Source organism: Martelella mediterranea (assembly GCF_004342225.1).
GTDB classification, from domain to species: Bacteria; Pseudomonadota; Alphaproteobacteria; order Rhizobiales; family Rhizobiaceae; genus Martelella; species Martelella mediterranea_B.
The window spans coordinates 69,745-89,355 of record NZ_SMAR01000007.1 but is presented as its reverse complement, the minus strand read 5'-3'; the positions used below and the strand labels follow the sequence as shown (position 1 = coordinate 89,355).

18 protein-coding genes and 1 pseudogene are annotated in these 19,611 nt (G+C 55.9%); 11 read left to right on the top strand and 8 right to left on the bottom strand.

Translation table 11 applies throughout. The features are described 5' to 3' along the window. Positions 1 to 33: 33 nt before the first annotated feature. Positions 34 to 1,404 (bottom strand): aspartate aminotransferase family protein, encoded by a 1,371-nt coding sequence (locus EDC90_RS06825; RefSeq protein WP_132309830.1) that lies wholly within the window; start codon positions 1,402 to 1,404, stop codon positions 34 to 36. A gap of 253 nt (positions 1,405 to 1,657) precedes the next feature. On the opposite strand from EDC90_RS06825, the gene EDC90_RS06820 reads away from it, so the two are divergent. The 4 genes from EDC90_RS06820 to zigA all read left to right on the top strand — a co-directional run bounded on the left by EDC90_RS06820 (position 1,658) and on the right by zigA (position 6,189). Then, entirely contained in the window at positions 1,658 to 2,842 is a 1,185-nt protein-coding gene (locus tag EDC90_RS06820; protein ID WP_132309828.1) for a M24 family metallopeptidase, read from the top strand. Then, positions 2,842 to 3,999: an acetylornithine deacetylase gene (argE, locus tag EDC90_RS06815; RefSeq protein ID WP_132309826.1), complete on the top strand. Its 1,158-nt coding sequence runs from the start codon at positions 2,842 to 2,844 to the stop codon at positions 3,997 to 3,999. The genes EDC90_RS06820 and argE overlap by 1 nt, the downstream gene beginning before the upstream one ends. Then, positions 3,990 to 4,670: a GntR family transcriptional regulator gene (locus EDC90_RS06810; RefSeq protein WP_132309824.1), complete on the top strand. Its 681-nt coding sequence runs from the start codon at positions 3,990 to 3,992 to the stop codon at positions 4,668 to 4,670. Before argE ends, EDC90_RS06810 begins: the two co-directional genes overlap by 10 nt. A gap of 295 nt (positions 4,671 to 4,965) precedes the next feature. Further along, positions 4,966 to 6,189, top strand: coding sequence for a zinc metallochaperone GTPase ZigA (gene zigA / locus EDC90_RS06805; protein ID WP_132309822.1), 1,224 nt, complete (start codon positions 4,966 to 4,968; stop codon positions 6,187 to 6,189). A 39-nt stretch (positions 6,190 to 6,228) separates the two neighbouring features. Here zigA and EDC90_RS06800 read toward each other — a convergent pair whose 3' ends face one another. From EDC90_RS06800 to EDC90_RS06790, 3 genes are read right to left on the bottom strand one after another with little or no spacing between them, the layout of a single operon-like run. Further along, positions 6,229 to 7,518 carry a TRAP transporter large permease gene (locus EDC90_RS06800; RefSeq protein WP_132309820.1) on the bottom strand — a complete coding sequence of 430 codons (1,290 nt, stop codon included), beginning with the start codon at positions 7,516 to 7,518 and terminating at the stop codon, positions 6,229 to 6,231. After that, on the bottom strand, positions 7,515 to 8,030 hold the full coding sequence (locus tag EDC90_RS06795; RefSeq protein WP_132309818.1) for a TRAP transporter small permease: 516 nt from the start codon (positions 8,028 to 8,030) through the stop codon (positions 7,515 to 7,517). Before EDC90_RS06795 ends, EDC90_RS06800 begins: the two co-directional genes overlap by 4 nt. Next, the gene (locus tag EDC90_RS06790) at positions 8,027 to 9,043 is read right to left on the bottom strand and encodes a TRAP transporter substrate-binding protein (protein ID WP_132309816.1); all 1,017 of its coding nucleotides are present in this window, start codon (positions 9,041 to 9,043) and stop codon (positions 8,027 to 8,029) included. Before EDC90_RS06790 ends, EDC90_RS06795 begins: the two co-directional genes overlap by 4 nt. 488 nt (positions 9,044 to 9,531) lie before the next feature. Between EDC90_RS06790 and EDC90_RS06785 the strand changes: the two genes are divergently transcribed. Then, a complete protein-coding gene (locus EDC90_RS06785) occupies positions 9,532 to 11,976 on the top strand; it encodes a GH36-type glycosyl hydrolase domain-containing protein (protein WP_132309814.1) in 2,445 nt (814 codons plus the stop codon). A gap of 57 nt (positions 11,977 to 12,033) precedes the next feature. Here the strand turns inward: EDC90_RS06785 and EDC90_RS21540 are convergent. Beyond that, a pseudogene (locus EDC90_RS21540) lies at positions 12,034 to 12,252 on the bottom strand (hypothetical protein); the annotation flags it as partial. 216 nt (positions 12,253 to 12,468) lie between these two features. Between EDC90_RS21540 and EDC90_RS21535 the strand changes: the two are divergent. From EDC90_RS21535 to EDC90_RS06755, 5 genes are all read left to right on the top strand, one after another. Further along, positions 12,469 to 12,672, top strand: coding sequence for a hypothetical protein (locus tag EDC90_RS21535; RefSeq protein WP_132310009.1), 204 nt, complete (start codon positions 12,469 to 12,471; stop codon positions 12,670 to 12,672). A gap of 85 nt (positions 12,673 to 12,757) precedes the next feature. Continuing rightward, positions 12,758 to 13,027 (top strand): 30S ribosomal protein S15, encoded by a 270-nt coding sequence (gene rpsO / locus EDC90_RS06770; RefSeq protein ID WP_132309810.1) that lies wholly within the window; start codon positions 12,758 to 12,760, stop codon positions 13,025 to 13,027. A gap of 295 nt (positions 13,028 to 13,322) precedes the next feature. After that, positions 13,323 to 15,470: a polyribonucleotide nucleotidyltransferase gene (gene pnp, locus EDC90_RS06765; protein ID WP_132309808.1), complete on the top strand. Its 2,148-nt coding sequence runs from the start codon at positions 13,323 to 13,325 to the stop codon at positions 15,468 to 15,470. 81 nt (positions 15,471 to 15,551) lie between these two features. Beyond that, positions 15,552 to 16,568 (top strand): class I SAM-dependent methyltransferase, encoded by a 1,017-nt coding sequence (locus EDC90_RS06760; RefSeq protein WP_132309806.1) that lies wholly within the window; start codon positions 15,552 to 15,554, stop codon positions 16,566 to 16,568. Continuing rightward, positions 16,568 to 16,993: a bleomycin resistance protein gene (locus tag EDC90_RS06755; protein ID WP_132309804.1), complete on the top strand. Its 426-nt coding sequence runs from the start codon at positions 16,568 to 16,570 to the stop codon at positions 16,991 to 16,993. The genes EDC90_RS06760 and EDC90_RS06755 overlap by 1 nt, the downstream gene beginning before the upstream one ends. A 12-nt stretch (positions 16,994 to 17,005) precedes the next feature. On the opposite strand, the gene EDC90_RS06750 is transcribed toward EDC90_RS06755, so the two are convergent. Genes EDC90_RS06750 through EDC90_RS06740 form a run of 3 tightly spaced genes read right to left on the bottom strand, consistent with a single transcriptional unit; the run spans position 17,006 to position 19,187 of the window. Continuing rightward, positions 17,006 to 18,073: an enoyl-CoA hydratase/isomerase family protein gene (locus EDC90_RS06750; protein WP_132309802.1), complete on the bottom strand. Its 1,068-nt coding sequence runs from the start codon at positions 18,071 to 18,073 to the stop codon at positions 17,006 to 17,008. A gap of 14 nt (positions 18,074 to 18,087) precedes the next feature. Continuing rightward, complete coding sequence (locus EDC90_RS06745; protein ID WP_132309800.1) at positions 18,088 to 18,294, bottom strand: DUF1737 domain-containing protein; 207 nt, start codon at positions 18,292 to 18,294, stop codon at positions 18,088 to 18,090. Beyond that, positions 18,291 to 19,187, bottom strand: a complete 897-nt coding sequence (locus EDC90_RS06740; RefSeq protein ID WP_132309798.1) for an HpcH/HpaI aldolase/citrate lyase family protein — start codon at positions 19,185 to 19,187, stop codon at positions 18,291 to 18,293. The genes EDC90_RS06745 and EDC90_RS06740 overlap by 4 nt, the downstream gene beginning before the upstream one ends. Before the next feature lie 158 nt (positions 19,188 to 19,345). Here EDC90_RS06740 and EDC90_RS06735 point away from each other — a divergent pair, with 158 nt between their 5' ends. Further along, positions 19,346 to 19,585, top strand: a complete 240-nt coding sequence (locus EDC90_RS06735; RefSeq protein ID WP_132309796.1) for a hypothetical protein — start codon at positions 19,346 to 19,348, stop codon at positions 19,583 to 19,585. Positions 19,586 to 19,611: the final 26 nt, after the last annotated feature.

Genomic DNA, 19,611 nt, shown 5'->3' with positions numbered 1-19,611 from the left:
TTCAGCAATATTATCCGTTCAGGGCCACCGATTTCAGCCAAGAACAGTTGTAACGGCCTTATGGGTCGCATTGACGATCTGATCGGCCTCTTCGCGTGTCAGGCATAGCGGTGGCGCATAGCCCAGAATATCGCCTTCCGGCATAGCACGGGCGATCACCCCTTCTGAAAGCAGCGCTGCGGCCAGTTTGTAGCCCATCTTGTCCGACGCCTCAAAGAATGTCCGGTCGGCCTTGTCCTTAACGAATTCCACGGCCATCAGCATGCCTTCGCCGCGGATATCGCCGACGTGAGGATGGTCGCCAATGGCTTCTTTCATGGTATGGCGCAGATAGGCGCCGGTTTCTCCGGCATTTTGAACCAGGTTCAGTTCATCGATAAGTTTCAGGTTGGCGATACCTGCAGCAGCTCCAATCGGATGGGCAGAATAGGTCCACCCGTGACCGATCGGGCCGTTTTCATCGGTTCCCTGCTCCAGCACTTTCCACATTTTCTCCGAAACGATTGAGCCGGACAGTGGCGCATAAGCCGACGTCAGGCCCTTGGCGATGGTAATCAGGTCCGGCTTGAGGCCGTAATGCTCAGACCCGAACATGGTGCCAAGACGGCCGAAACCGGTGACGACTTCGTCGGCGATCAGCATGATATCATGCTTTTCAAGCACGGCTGAAATCGCTTCCCAGTAGCCGGCAGGCGGGGGCACAATGCCACCGGTACCCAGCACGGGTTCGCCAATAAAGGCCGCAATCGTGTCGGCACCTTCGCGTGCAATCATCACTTCCAGTTCATCCACGCAATGCGAAACGAAATCGGCCTCGCTCATCGAAAGGTCGTCGCGGCGGAAGTAATATGGGGCCTCGGTGTGGAGAATGCGATCGAGCGGCAGGTCGAACTTTTTCTGAAAGCCGGGAAGTCCGGTCAGTGAACCGGTCATCAGGCCGGAGCCATGATAACCGCGACGCCGCGAAATGATCTTCTTCTTTTCCGGACGGCCAAGAATGTTGTTGTAGTACCAGACCAGCTTGATGTTCGTCTCATTCGCGTCCGAGCCAGACAAGCCGAAATAGACCTTGGACATATGGTCCGGCGCGCGGTCCATGACCATCTTTGCCAGATTGATCGAGGCCTCCGTGCCGTGGCCGGCATAGGCGTGGTAGTAGGCCAACTCCTTTGCCTGGTCGGCAATGGCTTCAATAATGCTTTCACGCCCATAGCCGACATTGACGCAGTAAAGACCACCAAAGCCATCCAGAAGTTTTTTGCCATCGCGATCTTCAATAAAAACACCCTTTGCGGTTTTGACGATCCGGCTCGGGCTTTCGCCACGGGCGTGCTGTGCAAGATGCGTAGAAGGGTGGAAAAAGTTTTCGCGGTCGAAGCGGTCAAGCTGGTCGTTGGTGAGCATGGCATTCCTCATGGGGCAAGGTCAGATCAGGTCAGTCCGCCATCGGTCGGAACCTTATACCGGACAGTGTTTTTGCGCTGTTGAAAGAAATCGATTGCACCGGCTTCAAAAAGCGCATTACTGTTGTGTACAACAGAGTTGCAATCATCGAAAGTCAAGCGAAATAATCCCAAAAAGCGATAAAAAACGCCGCGTTCAGGGCTTCTCTGGAAGGTGAAAATTGTGTTGTGCACAAATATAAATGGGGAATGGCATGGCAGCACAGCAGATGCCCTTTGAAAAAAAGGAATATCAGCGGCGTCTGGCGCTAACGCGGCAGGCAATGGGAAAGCAGGGACTTGATGTCCTGTTCGTCACCACACCGGCAGGCATGAACTGGCTGACCGGTTATGATGGCTGGTCGTTTTATGTCGATCAGGGACTGATCGTGCCGCTGGACGGCGAGGCTTACTGGTGGGGGCGGCTGATGGACGCCAACGGCGCGCGGCGCACCACGACGCTTTCGGATGATTATATTCTTCACTATGAAGATTTTTTCATTCAGGCCAATGAATGTCATCCAATGGATGATCTGGCTGAAAAGCTGAAGATGCTCGGGTTCGAGCGCGCCCGGATCGGCGTCGAGATGCGTGCCTATTATTATTCAGCAGCTGGCCATATCGCCTTGCAATCAGGTTTGCCAAGTGCGCAGCTGGTTGATGCCTCGGGCCTCCTGGACTGGCAACGTGTCATCAAGTCCGCGGCGGAAATCGCTTTCATGCGCAAGGCCGCCAGAATCTCGGACAAGGTGATGACCCATGCGCTGGCACTTGCCGAACCGGGAATGCGGAAAAACCATCTGGTCGGCGAGGTGATGAAAGCCGCTATCGATGGTGTGGGAGAGGATTGGGGCGATTATCCTGCGATCATGCCGCTTCTGCCGTCGGGAGCCGATGCATCTGCGCCACATCTGACATGGAGCGGTGACACATTCAAAACCGGTGAGGCGACCTTTATTGAACAAGCGGGATGCTATCGCCGCTATCATGCGCCGCTGTCGCGTACGATCTTTCTCGGCAGGCCGCCGCAGTTTATGCGGGATGCAGCCGAGGCACAGATGGAAGGGCTGAATGCAGGTATCGAGGCAGCAAAAGCCGGCAGCCGCGCCAGCGATATTGCCAAGGCGCTGGAAGCTGCACTCAAGAAAGTCGGGATCACAAGGCCCAACCGCGCCGGCTATGCCACAGGGCTGGCTTATCCGCCGGACTGGGGCGAGCATACAGTGAGCATCCGTTTCAGTGACGACACGGTGTTGCAGCCTGGTATGACGATCCACTTCATGCCCGGCATCTGGATGGATGACTGGGGGCTTGAAATGACCGAAACCATTCTGATCAAAGACAGCGGCCCGGCAGAAGCCCTCTGCACTGTGCCGCGTAAGCTGTATGTCAAAGACTGATGCAAGATATCGAAACCTGTAAGGATATTCTCAGAGATCTGGTTGGCTTTCCGTCGGTTTCCTCGCAAAGCAATCTGCCGATCATTGCCTATATTGCAGAACGGCTTTCCGATGCCGGGGCCCGCCTTGAGTTCGTGACGGACGCAACCGGCACCAAGGCCAATCTTTTCGCAACCCTTGGCCCGGAAAAGCCAGGGGGTATCGTGCTTTCCGGTCACACGGATGTGGTGCCGGTCGATGAGCAGCTGTGGACCAGCTATCCCTTTACACTTGCAGAACGCGACGGCCACCTGTTCGGGCGCGGCACCTGCGATATGAAGGGCTTCATTGCCTGCTGTCTTACCAAACTGGATGTGCTGGCCGCCGCGGCGCAGCGCAGGCCTGTCCATTTTGCCTTTACGCATGATGAGGAGGTGGGGTGTGTCGGGGTTCAGTCCCTTGTTGCCCATCTGCGCGAACGTGAAATCGTGCCTGCCATGGCCATTGTCGGCGAGCCCACGCGCATGAAGGTGATTGAGGGGCATAAAGGATGCTGCGAATATACTGTGACGTTTACCGGTCGCTCGGGCCACTCATCTGCACCTGAACTGGGGATCAACGCGGTGGAATATGCCGCGCGCTACATCAACCGGCTGATTGAACTGCGCACCGGGCTGATGGAGCACACCCCGGAAGGAACCGGGTATCAGCCACCGCATTCAACGCTGAATATTGGTGGTCTGGAAGGCGGCATGTCACATAATGTGATTGCGCCGCGTGCTGTGCTAAAATGGGAAACGCGGCCTGTCGTGGCGAATGATCTGGCTTATGTGAAACGGCAGATAGCAGATTATTGCGAGCATGAACTTCTGCCGCTGATGCGCTCTGTTGCCCCTGAAGCGGCAATTGAAACCGAGATCGTAGGTGAGGCTGCCGCGCTGGAACCCAGAGCCTACAATGCCGCCCGCGATCTTGTGTTTGCACTCACAGGCCAGAATGCCGCGCACCTCGTGCCCTTTGGCACGGAGGCCGGGTTCTTTCAGGATGTGGGTATGGACGTTGTTGTCTGCGGTCCGGGCTCGATCGATCAGGCGCATACGCCGGATGAATTTATCGCTGTCGCAGAGCTTGAGAAATGTCTGAACATGCTCGATAAGCTGGCGGAACGATGGATATAACCGACAAAGCCTCAGACGACGAGCATGCGCCGGCAGCGCGCAACCGCTACGCCCAGATTCACGATATCATTCGTGAGCGCATCTGCATGCTGGATTATCCCCCAGGTATGCGGCTTTCCGAAGCCGAGCTGGCAGCCGAGTTCGGCACGTCGCGCACGCCTTTGCGCCGGGTGCTGGCCAAGTTGGAAGATGAGGGGCTGGTTTCTTCCGTCCATGGTGTCGGAACGATGGTGACCGATGTGGATGTTCAGGAACTGATGCAGGTCTATCAGCTGCGTATGGAACTGATGGTGCTGGTCACAAGCCTCGAGCCGGTGGCGGTGACCGGGCCGTTGATTGAGGCTTTCCGCGTCATGAATCAAAGGGCCGAAGCGCTGCGCGAAAATCCTGAAGCGCGGGATTTCGCTGCGCTCGACCGCGATATGTTCCTGCTTCTTTTAACGCTCACCAAAAATCAGCCACTGCGCAAAATCAGCGAACGGCTTTATTTCCGGACAGCCCGCATCTGGCTGGAGAAGATCACAGCATCCGCCATCGATCTGGAAAAAGAGGCCGAAGTCTACTGCCGTGAGACCGAGGACATTGTCACGGCGCTGGAGCAGAACAATCTTGATGCTGTCGGTCATATGCGCCGTGCTCATATTTCGATGAGCCTTGCACGGATGCGGTGAAGCGCGGCACTGCCGGCGTCTTTCCTGCCCCTCAACGCCTCTCGCCGCTAGCGCCGTGCATTCGTTCGTGCGCACAAAGGACGCTCTGACTTGTTGAATCTACGCATCGTGCTTTCCGTAAATCATTCCGATTTCCCGGCCGATGCGCTCGTCACCCGAATCTGAAGGTCGTCGCCGTGTTTCGCTTGCTCTGAACGAACGTCAGATACAAGGAGCGTGACGGACAAGCCTTCACCATTGACGAAAAATGCAACCTCAATTAGTTATAGTATAACATTACAAAAAAGAGGCCAAGATGCAAACTGAAACTGATCGCCGTCTGCCCGTCACTGTCCTGTCCGGATTTCTCGGTGCAGGCAAAACCACGCTTTTGAACCACATCCTGAACAACCGCGAGGGCCGCAAGGTTGCCGTCATCGTCAACGACATGAGTGAGGTTAATATCGATGCCGACCTCGTGCGCGATGGCGGTGCGGACCTTTCGCGTACAGACGAGAAACTCGTCGAAATGACCAATGGCTGCATCTGTTGCACCCTTCGCGACGATCTTCTGAGTGAAGTGCGCAGGTTGAGCGAGGATGGACGGTTCGAATATCTCCTCATTGAAGGTACAGGCATAGCAGAGCCGCTGCCTGTGGCTGCGACCTTCTCCTGGCGCGATGAAAATGACTTCAGTCTTTCGGATCTGGCGCGTCTTGACACCATGGTGACGGTTGTCGATGCGGTGAACCTTTTGAGAGAATATGGAAGCCACGAATTCTTGAGTGATCGCGGCGAAGTGGCCGGTGATGGCGACGACCGCACGCTGGTGGACCTGCATGTCGAACAGATTGAATTTGCCGACGTTGTAGTCATCAATAAAATCTCCGCGGTTGCAGCCGAAGAGCGCGAAAATGTCCGCAAGGTTGTGCGCGCACTGAATGTGGATGCAAAGGTGATCGAGACCGATTTCAGCAAGGTAGATCTGGACCAGGTGCTGGATACCGGCCTGTTTTCCGAGGATAAGGCCAGTCAGCATCCGCTCTGGGCAAAAGAACTTTATGGCTTTGCCGATCATGTGCCGGAAACCGAGGAATACGGGATTTCGAGCTTCGTCTATCGCGCACGCAAGCCGTTCCATCCGGAAAAATTCGCCCTGTTTTCCCGCGCCACATGGCCTGGCCTGATCCGCGCCAAAGGTCATTTCTGGCTGGCAACACGACCGGATTTTGCCGGAGAGTTTTCGCTTGCCGGATCAATTGCCCGTTCCGTGCCGCTTGGGCGCTGGTGGGCGGCTGTACCGCAAAGCCGCTGGCCGGATCACCCGGAACTACAGGCTCTGATTGAGGCAAACTGGGACAAGGCTTTCGGTGATCGCCGTCAGGAAATCGTCTTCATCGGAACCAATATGGATGAAAAGCTGATCCGTGCGGCACTGGATGCCTGCCTTGTGGATGCCGATACCGAAACGCCATTCGACGCCGGGGCCTATGCTGGCCTGCCGGACCCGTTCCCGCAGTGGGGGCGACAGGCGGCCTGAGAGAAAGCCTGACCGGTGCCTATGCATCGGTCAGCTGCTTCACATCATGGAAGGTATGAAAAGTGCGATCCCCGGAATGGCGATCAAAAGCGCAATGCGCACAATATCCATAGCCACAAACGGCAGCAAACCGGCAAAGATGGTACGCAGGCTCACATCGCGCACGACCGTGTTGAGCACGAAGGCATTCATGCCGACCGGCGGCGTGATATAGCTGACCTCGGTGATGACGACGACGAAAATGCCGAACCAGATCAGATCGAAACCTTGTGCGGCGACAATGGGGTAGAAGATCGGCACGGTCAGCGTGATCATCGAAAGTCCTTCCAGCACGCAGCCAAGCAGAAGATAGATCACCAGAATGGCGAGAATCGTGGGCAGGGGGCCGTCGCCGAAGATGGAAAGGCCGGCCTGAATATCGGCCGTCATGCCGGACAGGTTGACATAGTTGGTAAAGGTCAGTGCGCCAAACAGGATGAAGAACATCATCGCTGTTGTCTTGACCGTCGAATAAACAATATCGCCAAAATCCGACCAACTGAATTTTCCGGAAAACAGGGTCAATAGGAAAGCACCAAATGCACCCATTCCGGCACTTTCCGTCGGGGTGAAGACGCCCAGATAAATGCCGCCCATGACGAAGATAAACAGGAGAATGGCGCCCGCTGTGCCTTTCAGCGCGCGGAAACGTTCGATCAGCGGCAGCTTTCCCTCCGATGGCAGATTGTCACCGGACAGCCGTACGGAGATCATGACCGCAATGGCATAGCCGAAAATACCGATCAGACCCGGTATGATACCCGCCATGAAAAGCTTGCCGATATTCTGCTGTGTCATGATGCCGTAAAACACCAGAATAACCGAAGGCGGGATCAGAATGCCCAGCGTGCCGCCGGCGGCAATGGAGGCTGTTGCAAGACTGTCCGGATAGCCAAAGCGGCGCATGGAGGGCAGCGCAATCTTAGACATGGTGGCCGCCGTTGCCATGGATGAGCCGCAGACGGAAGAAAAGCCGCCACATGCGACCACGGTGGCAAGCGCCAGTCCGCCGCGGCGATGTCTCAGCCAGGCATGGGCTGACTGGTAAAGGTCACGGGCAATGCCGGACTGGACAACGAAATTGCCCATCAGCAGGAAAAGCGGCATCACGGTGAGCGCATAGGAGCGTCCGTTATCGAAAAAGGTCGGTCCGAGAAGCGACAGGGACGGCTTCAGTCCGATGATCGAGGCTGTGCCGACAAGGCCGACAATTGTCAGTGCAAACGCAATCGGCATGCCGCCCAGAAGAAGAACGAGCAGCGCCGCGATACCGATAGGCCAGTCAATCATGCGTGTCTCTTGAAAAGCATGGCGAGAGCCATGGCAAGGGTGATGAGCGCTGCTATAGCGGTAAAAACAGCACAAAACCAGACCACGGGGGCAACCGGCAATCTGAGGCTGTTGGTCACCAGATTATAGCTTGCGACCTGATCACCATAGGCAAAAAGCCGCCAGCTGATCACGGCCAGAACGGCCGTAGATATGACACCGGTTATGAAAAGGCGGGGCCGCTCGATCGCCTTCGGCATGTTCTTGGTCACAAGGTCAACGGTTACATGCCCGCCATCCAGGCAGACAACCGGCAATCCCAGAAAAACGGTCGCCACCAGTAGAAGCTCAGAAAGCTCCGAAGCGCCTTTGACCGGGGCATTCAGCAGATAGCGGCCAATCACATCAAAGACCGTCAGACCCATCAGCGCCATCAACAACAGACCTGCAGTTAATGTCAGAACAAGACGAAGGCCGCGGGCAATTGCGCTCGCGGCCTTGTTGTCTTGTGCGATATAGTCAACGTCGCTCATTCACCCTGCATTTCTTCGATGTTTTTTTCCATTATCTGATAAGCCTTTTCAGATGAAACACCAGCTTCGTCGATCTCGGCCAGTTTGGCCTCCACGACAGGCTCGACCATTTCCCGGATAGCGTCGATCTGGCCAGGTGTCGCAATATTAAAGGTCACTGTATCGCGCATGGCTTCCAGCCCCGCTGCATCTGCGGCATCCCAGGCCTTGCCCGCCAGTTGCGCCAGCGCTTCACCTGAAACGGAATTGATCGCCGCCTGATCTTCGTCAGAGAGGCTGTCCCATTTGGCTTTATTCATCACGACAAAGAACGACGTGTTGTAAAGCCCGCCGGGAACAACCAGCGCCTGATCGACCAGATCGGTCAGGCCAAAGAAGTTCACCGACTCATAGGGAAACATGATGCCATCAGCAACGCCCTGAGACAAAAGCTCATAGGTTTGCGATGATGGGCCTTCAACCGGCACAGCGCCAAGGGCTGTCGCAATTTCATGGACAATGCCGCCACCGACACGGATTTTTGCGCCGTTCAGAGCATCGAGGCTGGAAAGATCCTTGCCCTTCATGAAGGCTTGGCCCGGACCATGCGTGAAGACCCCCAGAACATGAACGTCATCATATTCACCGGCGTCTTTCAAAAGCGCATCCCATGTGCGCCAGTAGGCGATGGACGTGACTTCGGCAGTGTCACCCCAGAACGGGATTTCCGCAAGGTTGGTGGTGCGGAAGCGGCCGGGCGTATAACCCTGCACGCCGAAAGTGATATCGGCAACGCCGTTGACGGCGAGGTCGTATTGCGCAGGCGGCGGGCCGAGAGGCGCGGGCAGCATATTCACCGTCACGCGCCCATCGGTCGCTGCCTTGATGTTTTCGGCGAACGGCACCATGACATCAGCCACCAGTGGATGTGAAGGCGGCAGCCAGTTGGCAAGTGTCAGGGTTTCGGCATTGGCTGCCTGCCCGGCAAAAAGGGCTGCGCCCGCGATGATGGCCGCTTTCAACATGGTCTTCATATATTGAGTGTCCCGCTCTGGTAGGATCTTTCGAGATATCCACAAAAGCTGGACCAGCCGGGGCGCGCTTGTCAACGCTGAAAGCATCAGATTGGCGGACTCTGCAGCCGCTATTCGCAACTATCGGCCTTGTTACGTGTTACGTGTCTCTGGCGCTCTAATGTTCTGGCACCTGCCTGAAGGGATTTGAAACATTTTCTGAAACGTTTCAGATCAATGGATTAAAAGCGTAACCTGTTAGGCATCCAGTGCTGGTTTCCGGGTTTCCCAAAGCCTTGAATGGAAGGTTCGGTGCAGCACTTGGATTTATCCTATCGTGGTTTAAAAGCGGTTTGAGATGCCGTTTTTAGCGAAAATTCTAACCTTTTGCTTTTGAATGGCATATTATTGTGGTACGAGATTTGCCGCAGGAGGAGGCTGGGCCGCGCAATCTGAAACGATACGGATTGCGAGCTTTGCCGGTCAGCAGCAACGAACGGGATTTCATCATGAAGTACGGTTTTTTCGACGATAACGCGCGCGAATACGTCATTACGCGCCCTGATACCCCTTATCCATGGATCAACTATATCGGTTGTGAGGGCTATTTCGGCATTCTCTCCGCCACGGCTGGCGGCTACTCCTATTACCGCGACGCCCGGCTGCGCCGTCTGACGCGTGGACGCTACAATAACGTTCCGCAGGATAATGGCGGCCGTTATGTTTACGTCCGCGACAATGAAGATGGTGATTTCTGGTCGCCGTCATGGATGCCGACCCAGTCTGAAGTGGAAGACTATTCCTGCCGTCATGGCATGGGCTATTCCACCATCGGCTCCAAGCGCAACGGCATCCGCGTATCGAACCGCTACTTCGTTCCGCTGGGCGAAACGCTGGAAATCTGGCAGTTGACCGTGACCAATGAACGTCTGGTGCCTGCAGATCTTTCGCTGTTTTCTTCTGTTGAATTCTGCCTGTGGGATGCGCTGGATGACCAGAGCAACTTCCAGCGGAACCTGTCGACCGGTCAGGTCGAGGTGGAAGAGGGGGTGATCTATCACAAGACGGAATATCGTGAGCGCCGTAATCATTTCGCCTATTTTGCATGCTCGGAAGAACTGGCTGGTTTTGATACGCAGCGTGAGGACTTTCTCGGTGCGTGGCGCGGCTGGGATAAGCCTGCCGCCGTCGCTGAGGGCAAGTCGCGCAACTCGGTTGCGCATGGCTGGTCGCCTATGGGTTCTCATCACGTCAAAATGACACTGGCACCGGGCGAAACGCGTCAGGTGATCTTCGTGCTTGGCTATCATGAGAATGACAAGGACGAGAAGTTCGATCCGCCCGGTTCGCAGACCATCAACAAGAAGACAGTTCTGCCCGTGATTTCGAAATATCTGGCGGCAGAGAATGTTGAAACCGCTTTTGAGGCACTGAACAGACACTGGGATGATCTTCTGGGTGTTTATCAGGCCGAAACGCCGGATGAGCATTCCAACCGCATGATCAACATCTGGAATGCTTATCAGTGCATGGCGACATTTAATATGTCGCGTTCGGCCTCGTCGTTTGAAAGCGGTATTGGCCGTGGACTTGGCTTCCGCGATTCCAATCAGGATCTGCTCGGCTTCGTCCATATGGTGCCATCGCGTGCCCGTGAGCGCATTCTCGATATCGCAGCGACCCAGCTTTCCTCCGGCGGCGCATATCACCAGTATCAGCCGCTGACGAAGAAGGGCAACAACGATATCGGTGGTGACTTTAACGACGATCCGCACTGGCTGATCATCGGCGTTGCCGCGTATCTGAAGGAAACCGGCGACTTCTCGATCCTTGAAGAGCCCGTTGTTTTCGACAATCAGCCTGGCACGGAAGAGCCGCTTTATGTGCATCTTCAGCGTTCCATGCAGTATGCACTGGACAGACTCGGACCGCATGGCCTGCCGCTGATCGGCCGCGCGGACTGGAATGACTGCCTCAACCTCAATTGCTTTTCCGATACGCCCGGCGAAAGCTTCCAGACGACAACCAGCAAGGATGGCAAGGTTGCTGAAAGCGTGTTCATTGCCGGTTTGATGGTTCTGTCTGCCCGTGAACTTTCCGATATTGCGAAGGAAAGCGGTCGCAGCCAGGATGCGGAGACCTATGCCAAGGTTGCCACCGATATGGATGCGACCATCCGTGAACACGGTTGGGATGGTGACTGGTTCCTGCGGGCTTATGATGATTTCGGTCGTCCGGTTGGCTCGAAAGAGAACGAAGAAGGCAAGATCTTCATCGAAAGTCAGGGCTTCTGTGTTCTGGCCGGTGTCGGTGTGGACGATGGCAAGGCCCGCAAAGCGCTTGATTCCGTTGCCAAGCATCTGGCAACCCCGCATGGGATTGTCGTGCTGCAGCCCGCCTATACCAAATATTATATCGAGTATGGCGAAATCTCGACCTATCCTCCGGGCTACAAGGAAAATGCCGGTATCTTCTGCCATAACAATCCGTGGGTGGTCATCGGCGAAACCGTGCTCGGCAATGGTGATGCAGCGTTTGATTATTACACCCGCATCAACCCGTCAGCACGAGAAGGTATTTCCGATACGCACCGGCTGGAGCCCTATGTCTATGCGCAGATGATTGCGGGTCGTGATGCCACGCGTCATGGTGAAGCCAAGAACTCCTGGCTGACGGGCACAGCGGCATGGAATTACTATGCCATCACGCAGTTCATTCTTGGCATTCGCCCGGAATATGAAGGCCTGCGTCTGGCACCCGTGATCCCGGAACGCTGGACCGGCTTTTCCGTCAAGCGTATCTGGCGCGGCGTGACCTACGACATCACGATCACCCGGAAGGGCAAGGGCAATGATGTTCATCTGACGGTTGATGGCAAGGCGATTGAGGGCAACCTGATTGCGCCGCCGGCAGAAGGCACGAAAGCCGTTAAGGTCGAGGCTGTAATCGGCTGATTGAGATCGCTTTGATGAAAAGAAGTGAAGGGGGCCGTATTTGCGGCCCTCAGACTGCTACAAACCCGTCGATGTTTCGGCGGGTTCCCGGTTTTGTGTTTGAAGACAATTCTCAGCTGTTTTTCGAAGCTTTTCGGATTGAACTGAAACTGCTCTTGTCTTTGCATTCCCGTGCTGGTTTTGGAGTCCTCGAAAGCGTGTATAGCAGTGCCCGCGAAGTTGCCTGGCATCGGCAAATGGATGCTCCACTGTCTCCTTTCGTCGTTTGTAGGTCGCCTCGCTCCAGTCCGTCTTGCCGTCACGCACCATGTCGCCGGCATCCGGATCGGTGCGTATCACCTTGGTCTCTTTCACCTCGGGCGTACGCTCCCTGTCCTTCAGCGGCAGCGCTAGGTCATACTTTCCCATCCGGTCTGCGTCGCGCTTGGCCAGGCGCATCGACTGTCTAATAGTCCTCCCATTTGCCGTTACGATCTGCGTTAAGAACCGTTTATCGGGTATTCCGGCGCGGGAGATCGCGATGGGTTGCGGCTTGCCGGCGCGGTTCTGGGTTATACGCCTGATCCTGTCTGCCGTGTCAGCAGTCCGATGTCGGCTGTCGCTCTGGTGCGCACGGGGCTTGGAATTTGTATTGTTCCGGTTTTTCTGAACACTCGACAATTGTGCCCTTTTGCCCTATACGAACGCCAGCATTGAGACATATGCGTTTGAACGGCCCGTGCTGGACGACATCCCGGCCCGGGCGGCATGAAATCACCTCTTTTTTAGAAAGGATGAAGCGATGTCGATTACTGCTGAGCGTAAAGCGGAAATCATCAAGGAATACGCAACGAAGGAAAACGACACCGGCTCGCCGGAAGTTCAGGTCGCAATCCTCACCGAGCGGATTACCAACCTGACCGAACACTTCAAGGATCACAAGAAGGATAACCATTCCCGCCGTGGTCTGCTGAAGCTCGTTTCCAGCCGTCGTTCTCTGCTTGATTACCTCAAGCGCATTGACGAAAGCCGCTACACGGCCCTCATCGGCCGCCTGGGCCTTCGCCGCTAAAGCTATTCCGGCGGACGGTTGTCGTCCGCCGGTTTTCTTGTTGGCGCGCGTTTTCGCCGCGCCGGTCCGCCCCGGTGGCACGGGACCGGATCATTCAGATGATCCCGGAAGGGTTTCCGGTATCATGAGGCCAAAACGGACCTGTCATGGGGCAGGATTGCAGGCTGCTTGAGCCTTTTTGTAACAAGCAGCGCGTTGTCTTGCCCGTGACCTGTCGAACGAAACAGACGATTATGCCTGTTCTGCTCCGGCTTCACAGCCGGAAAGCGGGCATTGCGTTATTGAAGGACAAGACATGTTCAACACCCACAAAGTCGAAATTGAGTGGGCCGGACGTACACTGAAGCTCGAGACCGGCAAGATTGCCCGTCAGGCTGACGGTGCGGTTCTGGCCACCTACGGCGAAACCGCCGTTCTGGCGACTGTTGTTTCTGCCAAGGAGCCGAAGCCGGGTCAGGATTTTTTCCCGCTGACGGTCAACTATCAGGAAAAGACCTACGCAGCCGGTAAGATCCCCGGTGGCTACTTCAAGCGCGAAGGCCGCCCGAGCGAAAACGAAACACTGGTTTCGCGCCTGATCGACCGTCCGATCCGCCCGCTGTTTCCGGAAGGCTACAAGAACGACACGCAGGTCGTGATCACCGTTCTGCAGCACGATCTGGAAAACAACCCGGATGTTCTGGCCATGGTTGCCACATCGGCAGCTCTGACGCTGTCCGGCGTTCCCTTCATGGGCCCGATCGGTGGCGCGCGCGTTGGTTACATCAACGGCGAATATGTGCTGAACCCGCATCTTGACGAGATGCCGGAAACTTCGCTGGACCTGGTCGTTGCCGGTACAGGCGATGCTGTTCTCATGGTTGAGTCCGAAGCCAAGGAACTGCCGGAAGACATCATGCTCGGCGCCGTGACGTTCGGTCACAAGGGTTTTCAGCCGGTCATCGATGCGATCATCAAGCTTGCTGAAGTCGCTGCCAAGGAGCCGCGCGAATTCGAACCGGAAGATTTCTCCGCGCTTGAAGCCGATATGCTCTCCTTCATCGAAGCTGATCTGCGCGAAGCTTACAAGATCACGGAAAAGACCGAGCGTTATGCAGCCGTTGATGCCTGCAAGACCAAGGTCAAGGAGCATTATGCTCCGGCTGAAGGCGAAGAAGCCAAATATGCCGGTGAAGAAATCGCCGCTGTTTTCAAGCATCTTCAGGCCAAGATTGTTCGCTGGAACATTCTTGACACCAAGAGCCGTATTGATGGCCGCGATCTGGAAACCGTCCGCCCGATCGTTTCGGAAGTCGGTCTTCTGCCGCGCACACATGGTTCCGCATTGTTCACCCGTGGTGAAACGCAGGCTATGGTCGTCGCCACGCTGGGCACCGGTGAAGATGAGCAGTTTGTGGATGCCCTGACCGGCATGTACAAGGAACGCTTCCTGCTGCACTACAACTTCCCGCCCTATTCGGTCGGTGAAACGGGCCGCATGGGGTCCCCGGGCCGTCGCGAAATCGGTCATGGCAAGCTGGCATGGCGGGCCATTCATCCGATGCTTCCGGAAGTCGAGCAGTTCCCTTACACGCTGCGTGTTGTTTCCGAGATCACCGAATCCAACGGTTCCTCCTCGATGGCGACCGTTTGCGGCACTTCGCTGGCGCTGATGGATGCTGGTGTTCCGCTGGCCAAGCCGGTTGCCGGTATCGCCATGGGCCTGATCAAGGAAGATGAGCGTTTCGCCGTTCTGTCCGATATTCTGGGTGATGAAGACCACCTCGGCGACATGGACTTCAAGGTTGCCGGTACGGAAGCCGGTATCACCTCGCTGCAGATGGATATCAAGATCAACGGCATCACCGAAGAGATCATGCAGGTTGCTCTCAACCAGGCCAAGGGTGGCCGCATGCACATTCTCGGCGAAATGGCCAAGGCGATCAGCGAAGGCCGTGAGCAGCTTGGTGAATACGCGCCGCGCATTGAAGTCATGAACATCGCAGTCGACAAGATTCGTGATGTTATCGGCTCCGGCGGCAAGATCATTCGCGAAATCGTTGAAAAGACCGGTGCCAAGATCAACATTGACGATGACGGCACGATCAAGATCGCGTCCTCCTCGGCCAAGGAAATCGAAGCCGCGAAGAAGTGGATTCACTCCATCGTTGATGAGCCTGAGCTGAATGCGATTTACGAAGGTACGGTCGTCAAGACCGCCGACTTCGGCGCATTCGTCAACTTCTTCGGTCCACGCGACGGTCTCGTTCACATCTCGCAGCTGGCACAGGAACGCGTTGCCAAGACCACCGATGTGGTCAAGGAAGGCGACAAGGTCTGGGTCAAGCTCATCGGCTTTGATGAACGTGGCAAGGTCAAGCTGTCGATGAAGGTTGTCGATCAGGAAACTGGCAAGGAATTGGCCAAGCCCGAGCGCAAGCCGAAGGATGACGCTGCCGAATAAGGCCGTTTCTTTCAAAGATCATTAAAGAGCGCGGGCGTTTTGAAACGGCCCGCGCTTTTTTCGTACTGTTTGGGAAAAATCATGTCACGCGATACCCTGAAAACCCTGTTTCACCCCTTCGAAAGTGAAGTTATCGCCATGCCGGAAAGCGGGCGCAAATGCCTGTTTCTGGGTGCAGAGCCCGGCTACCGCCTACCGGACGGCTTTGAAGCCGAAGTTGATGCGGTCCAGCCGCTTCGCCCTCACTACAACGCGTTGGAAAAGGCGGGTTCTGCCGTGACGCCGGAAGCCGGCGAGGGGCCATATGACCTGGCGCTGATCCTGCTGACCAAGCATCGCGGTGAAAACGAGAACCGTATTGTTGAAGCGCTGCAGAAAACAGTTCCCGGCGCGCTCATCATGATCGCCGGATCCAAGGAAGAAGGCGCGCAGTCTTTGCGCAAGCGGCTGAAAGGCCTGTTCGACGATCTGGAATCCATGCCGAAATACCATGGTCTGGCCGTCTGGTTTCACCGTCCGGACGACATCGCGCCAGCCGTTGAAGCCCTTGCGCATCCGACCGTTGAGATTGACGGTCGTTTTACCACTGTTCCGGGCCTTTTTTCTCATGACAGGATCGATGAAGGTTCGCGCATTCTGGGTGAGCACCTGCCGGAAGATTTTTCGGGACTGGCGGCCGATTTCGGCGCCGGATGGGGCTATCTCTCGGCGATGCTGGCGGAAAGATCGCCACGCACAGTCGGTATCGATCTTTATGAGGCGGATTTTCGCGCACTGGAACGGGCAAAAGTCAATCTGGCTGTGACAGAAGAGAATACCGCAATCCGCTATTTCTGGCAGGATCTGGTCAACGAAAAAGTAAAAACGCGCTACGATCTCGTTATCCTGAACCCGCCCTTCCACGCTGGCAAGGCGACGGAACCTTCTCTCGGCAAGGCGATCGTGGAAGCAGCCTGCAACACATTGAAGCTTGGTGGTAAACTGTTTCTGGTGGCCAATCGCGGCCTGCCCTACGAGGATGTTCTGGCCGCAAATTGCAAGAAGAGCGGTGAGGACTATCGCAACGCGCGCTTCAAAGTTCTCTGGGCCGTGAAGTGATGGAAAATGCGCTGGTCCCAGAGCTTGAGATTTCGGATTTGCGGACCAGCCTCGATTTCTATGTGAACCTGATTGGGTTTTCCATTGTCTATCAGCGCCCGGAAGAAGGCTTTGCCTTTTTGCAATTGGGTGCTGCGCAGCTCATGCTTGATACCGTGGGAATGGGCCGTACATTTGATGGTGTCGCCGATGGTTTGAGCGGGCGTGGTGTCAATTTTCAGATCGAAGTGACCGATCCCGATCACATTGTCAGAGTGTTGGCTGACGCTGAATGGCCCCTTTTTCTTCCGATTGAGGAAAAGTGGTATCGACGCGGCAGTGAGGAGGTTGGCAATCGTCAGTTTTGCGTTCGGGATCCGGATGGCTATTTGCTCCGGCTGACACGGTCGTTAGGTGCGCGGCCCGGAACGGTCTCAGATCATTAGCCCCACGGCATCCTAGATGAACAAAGGCTGTCGCACCGGCGCTATCAGGGCCTCAATCATCTCATCGCTGACGTCGGCAAGGTTTTCCGGATCCCATTTCGGGTTGCGGTCCTTGTCGACAACCGCCGCGCGCACGCCTTCGGCAAAATCATGGGTGAAGATGATGCGGCTGCCTGAAGCAAACTCACGCTCCTGACAATCCGCCAGCCGCTCGGCCCGGCCACCAAGACGCAACAGTTTCAAGGTGAGCTTCAGCGACGTCGGTGAACGGCTTTCAATCAGTTGCGCTGTTGCAAGCGCAAAGGAGGAACCGTCGGCTTTAAGGGCGGTAAGGATGTCTTCGACGGTGTCAAACCGGAATGTCTGTTCGATAGTCCGGTGTTCTCCGCGAAGCGCAGATTCCGGTGGTGTTTCGGCAAAATCCGCAATCTGCGCATCAAGCGTTTCAGTCTGCAACGAAACGTCGGCTTCAAATAATGCTGTGGTCAGCTTTTCAAGTTTTTCCGAGGGCACGAAGAAATCGGCAAGCTGCATGCGCAAAGCGTCGGCTGCGCCGATGGTTGTGCCCGTCAGGCCCATATAGGTACCGAATTCATTTTCCGGCAGGGACAGGAACCACGTGGCTCCGACATCCGGTAACAGGCCGATGCCGGTTTCAGGCATGGCAAAGCGCGTTTTCTCCGTTACGATCCGATGAGAGCCGTGCACGGAAACGCCTGCCCCACCGCCCATGACAATGCCGTCCATGATCGCGATATAAGGCTTCTCCAGCGCAGCAATTTCCGCATTCATGCGGTATTCGTCACGCAGGAACTCCGCGGCTTTCAAATCTTTCTCAAGCACGCTTGTGCGGATTTCACGAATATCGCCACCGGCACATAGGCCCCGCGCTCCGGTCCCTGTGATGAGGATCGCGCGCACGGCATCATCACAGGCAAAAGCCCGGATCGCCGCATGCAGAGCGTGGATCATGGCGTGTGACAGCGCGTTGAGCGCCTTGGGGCGGTTTAACCGGATATGGCCAATGCAGCCCCGGCGCTCCGTCACAATATCGGTATTTTCCGTTACAGGCACTGGCATTATCGGTCCATCACCTATTGCTGTCCCAGCTTCATCGAGGGATCATATTCTTTCCCCTCGACCTCTTTGACAACAGCCTGTCCGCAATAGGTCTTGCCGGACTGGTGATCGTAGGTCAGCGAGGGGGAGCCATAGAGCTCCCAACCTTTGTTCAGGGCCTCTGTGACCTTGTGACAGAAGCTGGATTCATCAATGCCGGTGAGGAAACGATAAAGTTTCATTGCGCATCTCCTGTCTGGTTGATCGCGCTGGCAAGAGCAACGAGCTTTTCTGCCTGTTCAAGATGCAGGCGCTCAACCATACGGCCATTGAGGTCAATGACGTTGAGTCCTGTCGCTTCAGGGGCGGAAAAAGCGTTGATGATGGCGTGAGCTTCTGCAAGCGCGTCGTCTGACGGGCTGAAGTGACGGTTTGCACCTTCTATCTGGCTCGGGTGGATCAGCATCTTGCCATCAAAACCCATGGCACGAGACTGTTCGCACTCGGCGACAAAGCCGTCTGTATCGGAGAAGTCGTTATAAACGCCATCGATGACCCGCAAACCATAAGCGCGGGCAGCAAGCACAACCTGCATTAGCCACGGCACAAGGTAGGTGCGATCGGTTTCGGCCAGAACGCCTGTCTGCGAGCGAAGATCATTGACGCCGACGATCAGCGCCTCCAGTCGCCCGCCCGCCAGTGCTGCAGAATAAGCCCCGGCGATGGCAGCAGCGTTGACCACGCCACGCGGCGTTTCCAGCATGCCCCAGATTTTCACCCGCAGCGGTGCGCCGTTGCTGTTGAGGATCGCGCTGGCCGCGGCCATGTTCGCTACGGTTTCGACCTTGGGCAGCAGCACGGCATCCGGCTGGCATGCCAGAACCACGCGCATATCCTCCCGACCAAAATCGGTATCCAGCGGATTGATACGGATGACGGTCTGTTTGCCCGCCGGCCGATTGTTTTTGAAAAGACGTTCCAGATTTTCACGCGCTTCGCCTTTGCGCTCGCGTGCAACGGCATCCTCAAGGTCGTAAATAATCACATCTGCCGGAAGTGTTGCTGATTTCTCGAGGGCCCTGCGATTGACAGCCGGGACACATAGAACCGAGCGTGCAAGCTGAATCTGATTCATGGCCTTATTCCCACCAATTTTTACATTACTGATAAATGCCGAAGCGAATTTGGACTTTTTCAGACTTCGCCTGCGCATTCAATGAGACAAAATGGCCTGAGCCCCTTGCGAAAACCGCATCCAGACGCCAGATTGTCAAATGTGAAAGGAATTTGACGATGGAAAATATCCGCACCGTTCTCATGGCCGTTGTCGGTCTCGCAGCTGTCGCTGTTCTGACTGTCTTTGCCGCTTCGGTTGGTCTGGCGCTGATGGGCGTCCTGTTTGTACTTTCAATTGCACGCCTGATCGCAATGAAGCTTGATCGCGCCACCGTGCCGGTTAAAACGCGCGAGCAGCGCAAGCGTGAAGCCATGCGTGTCTGGGACGACGGGCGCGGTAAGATCATCGACCTCTGAGTGTCGCGTATCTGCCCCGGTGCGTT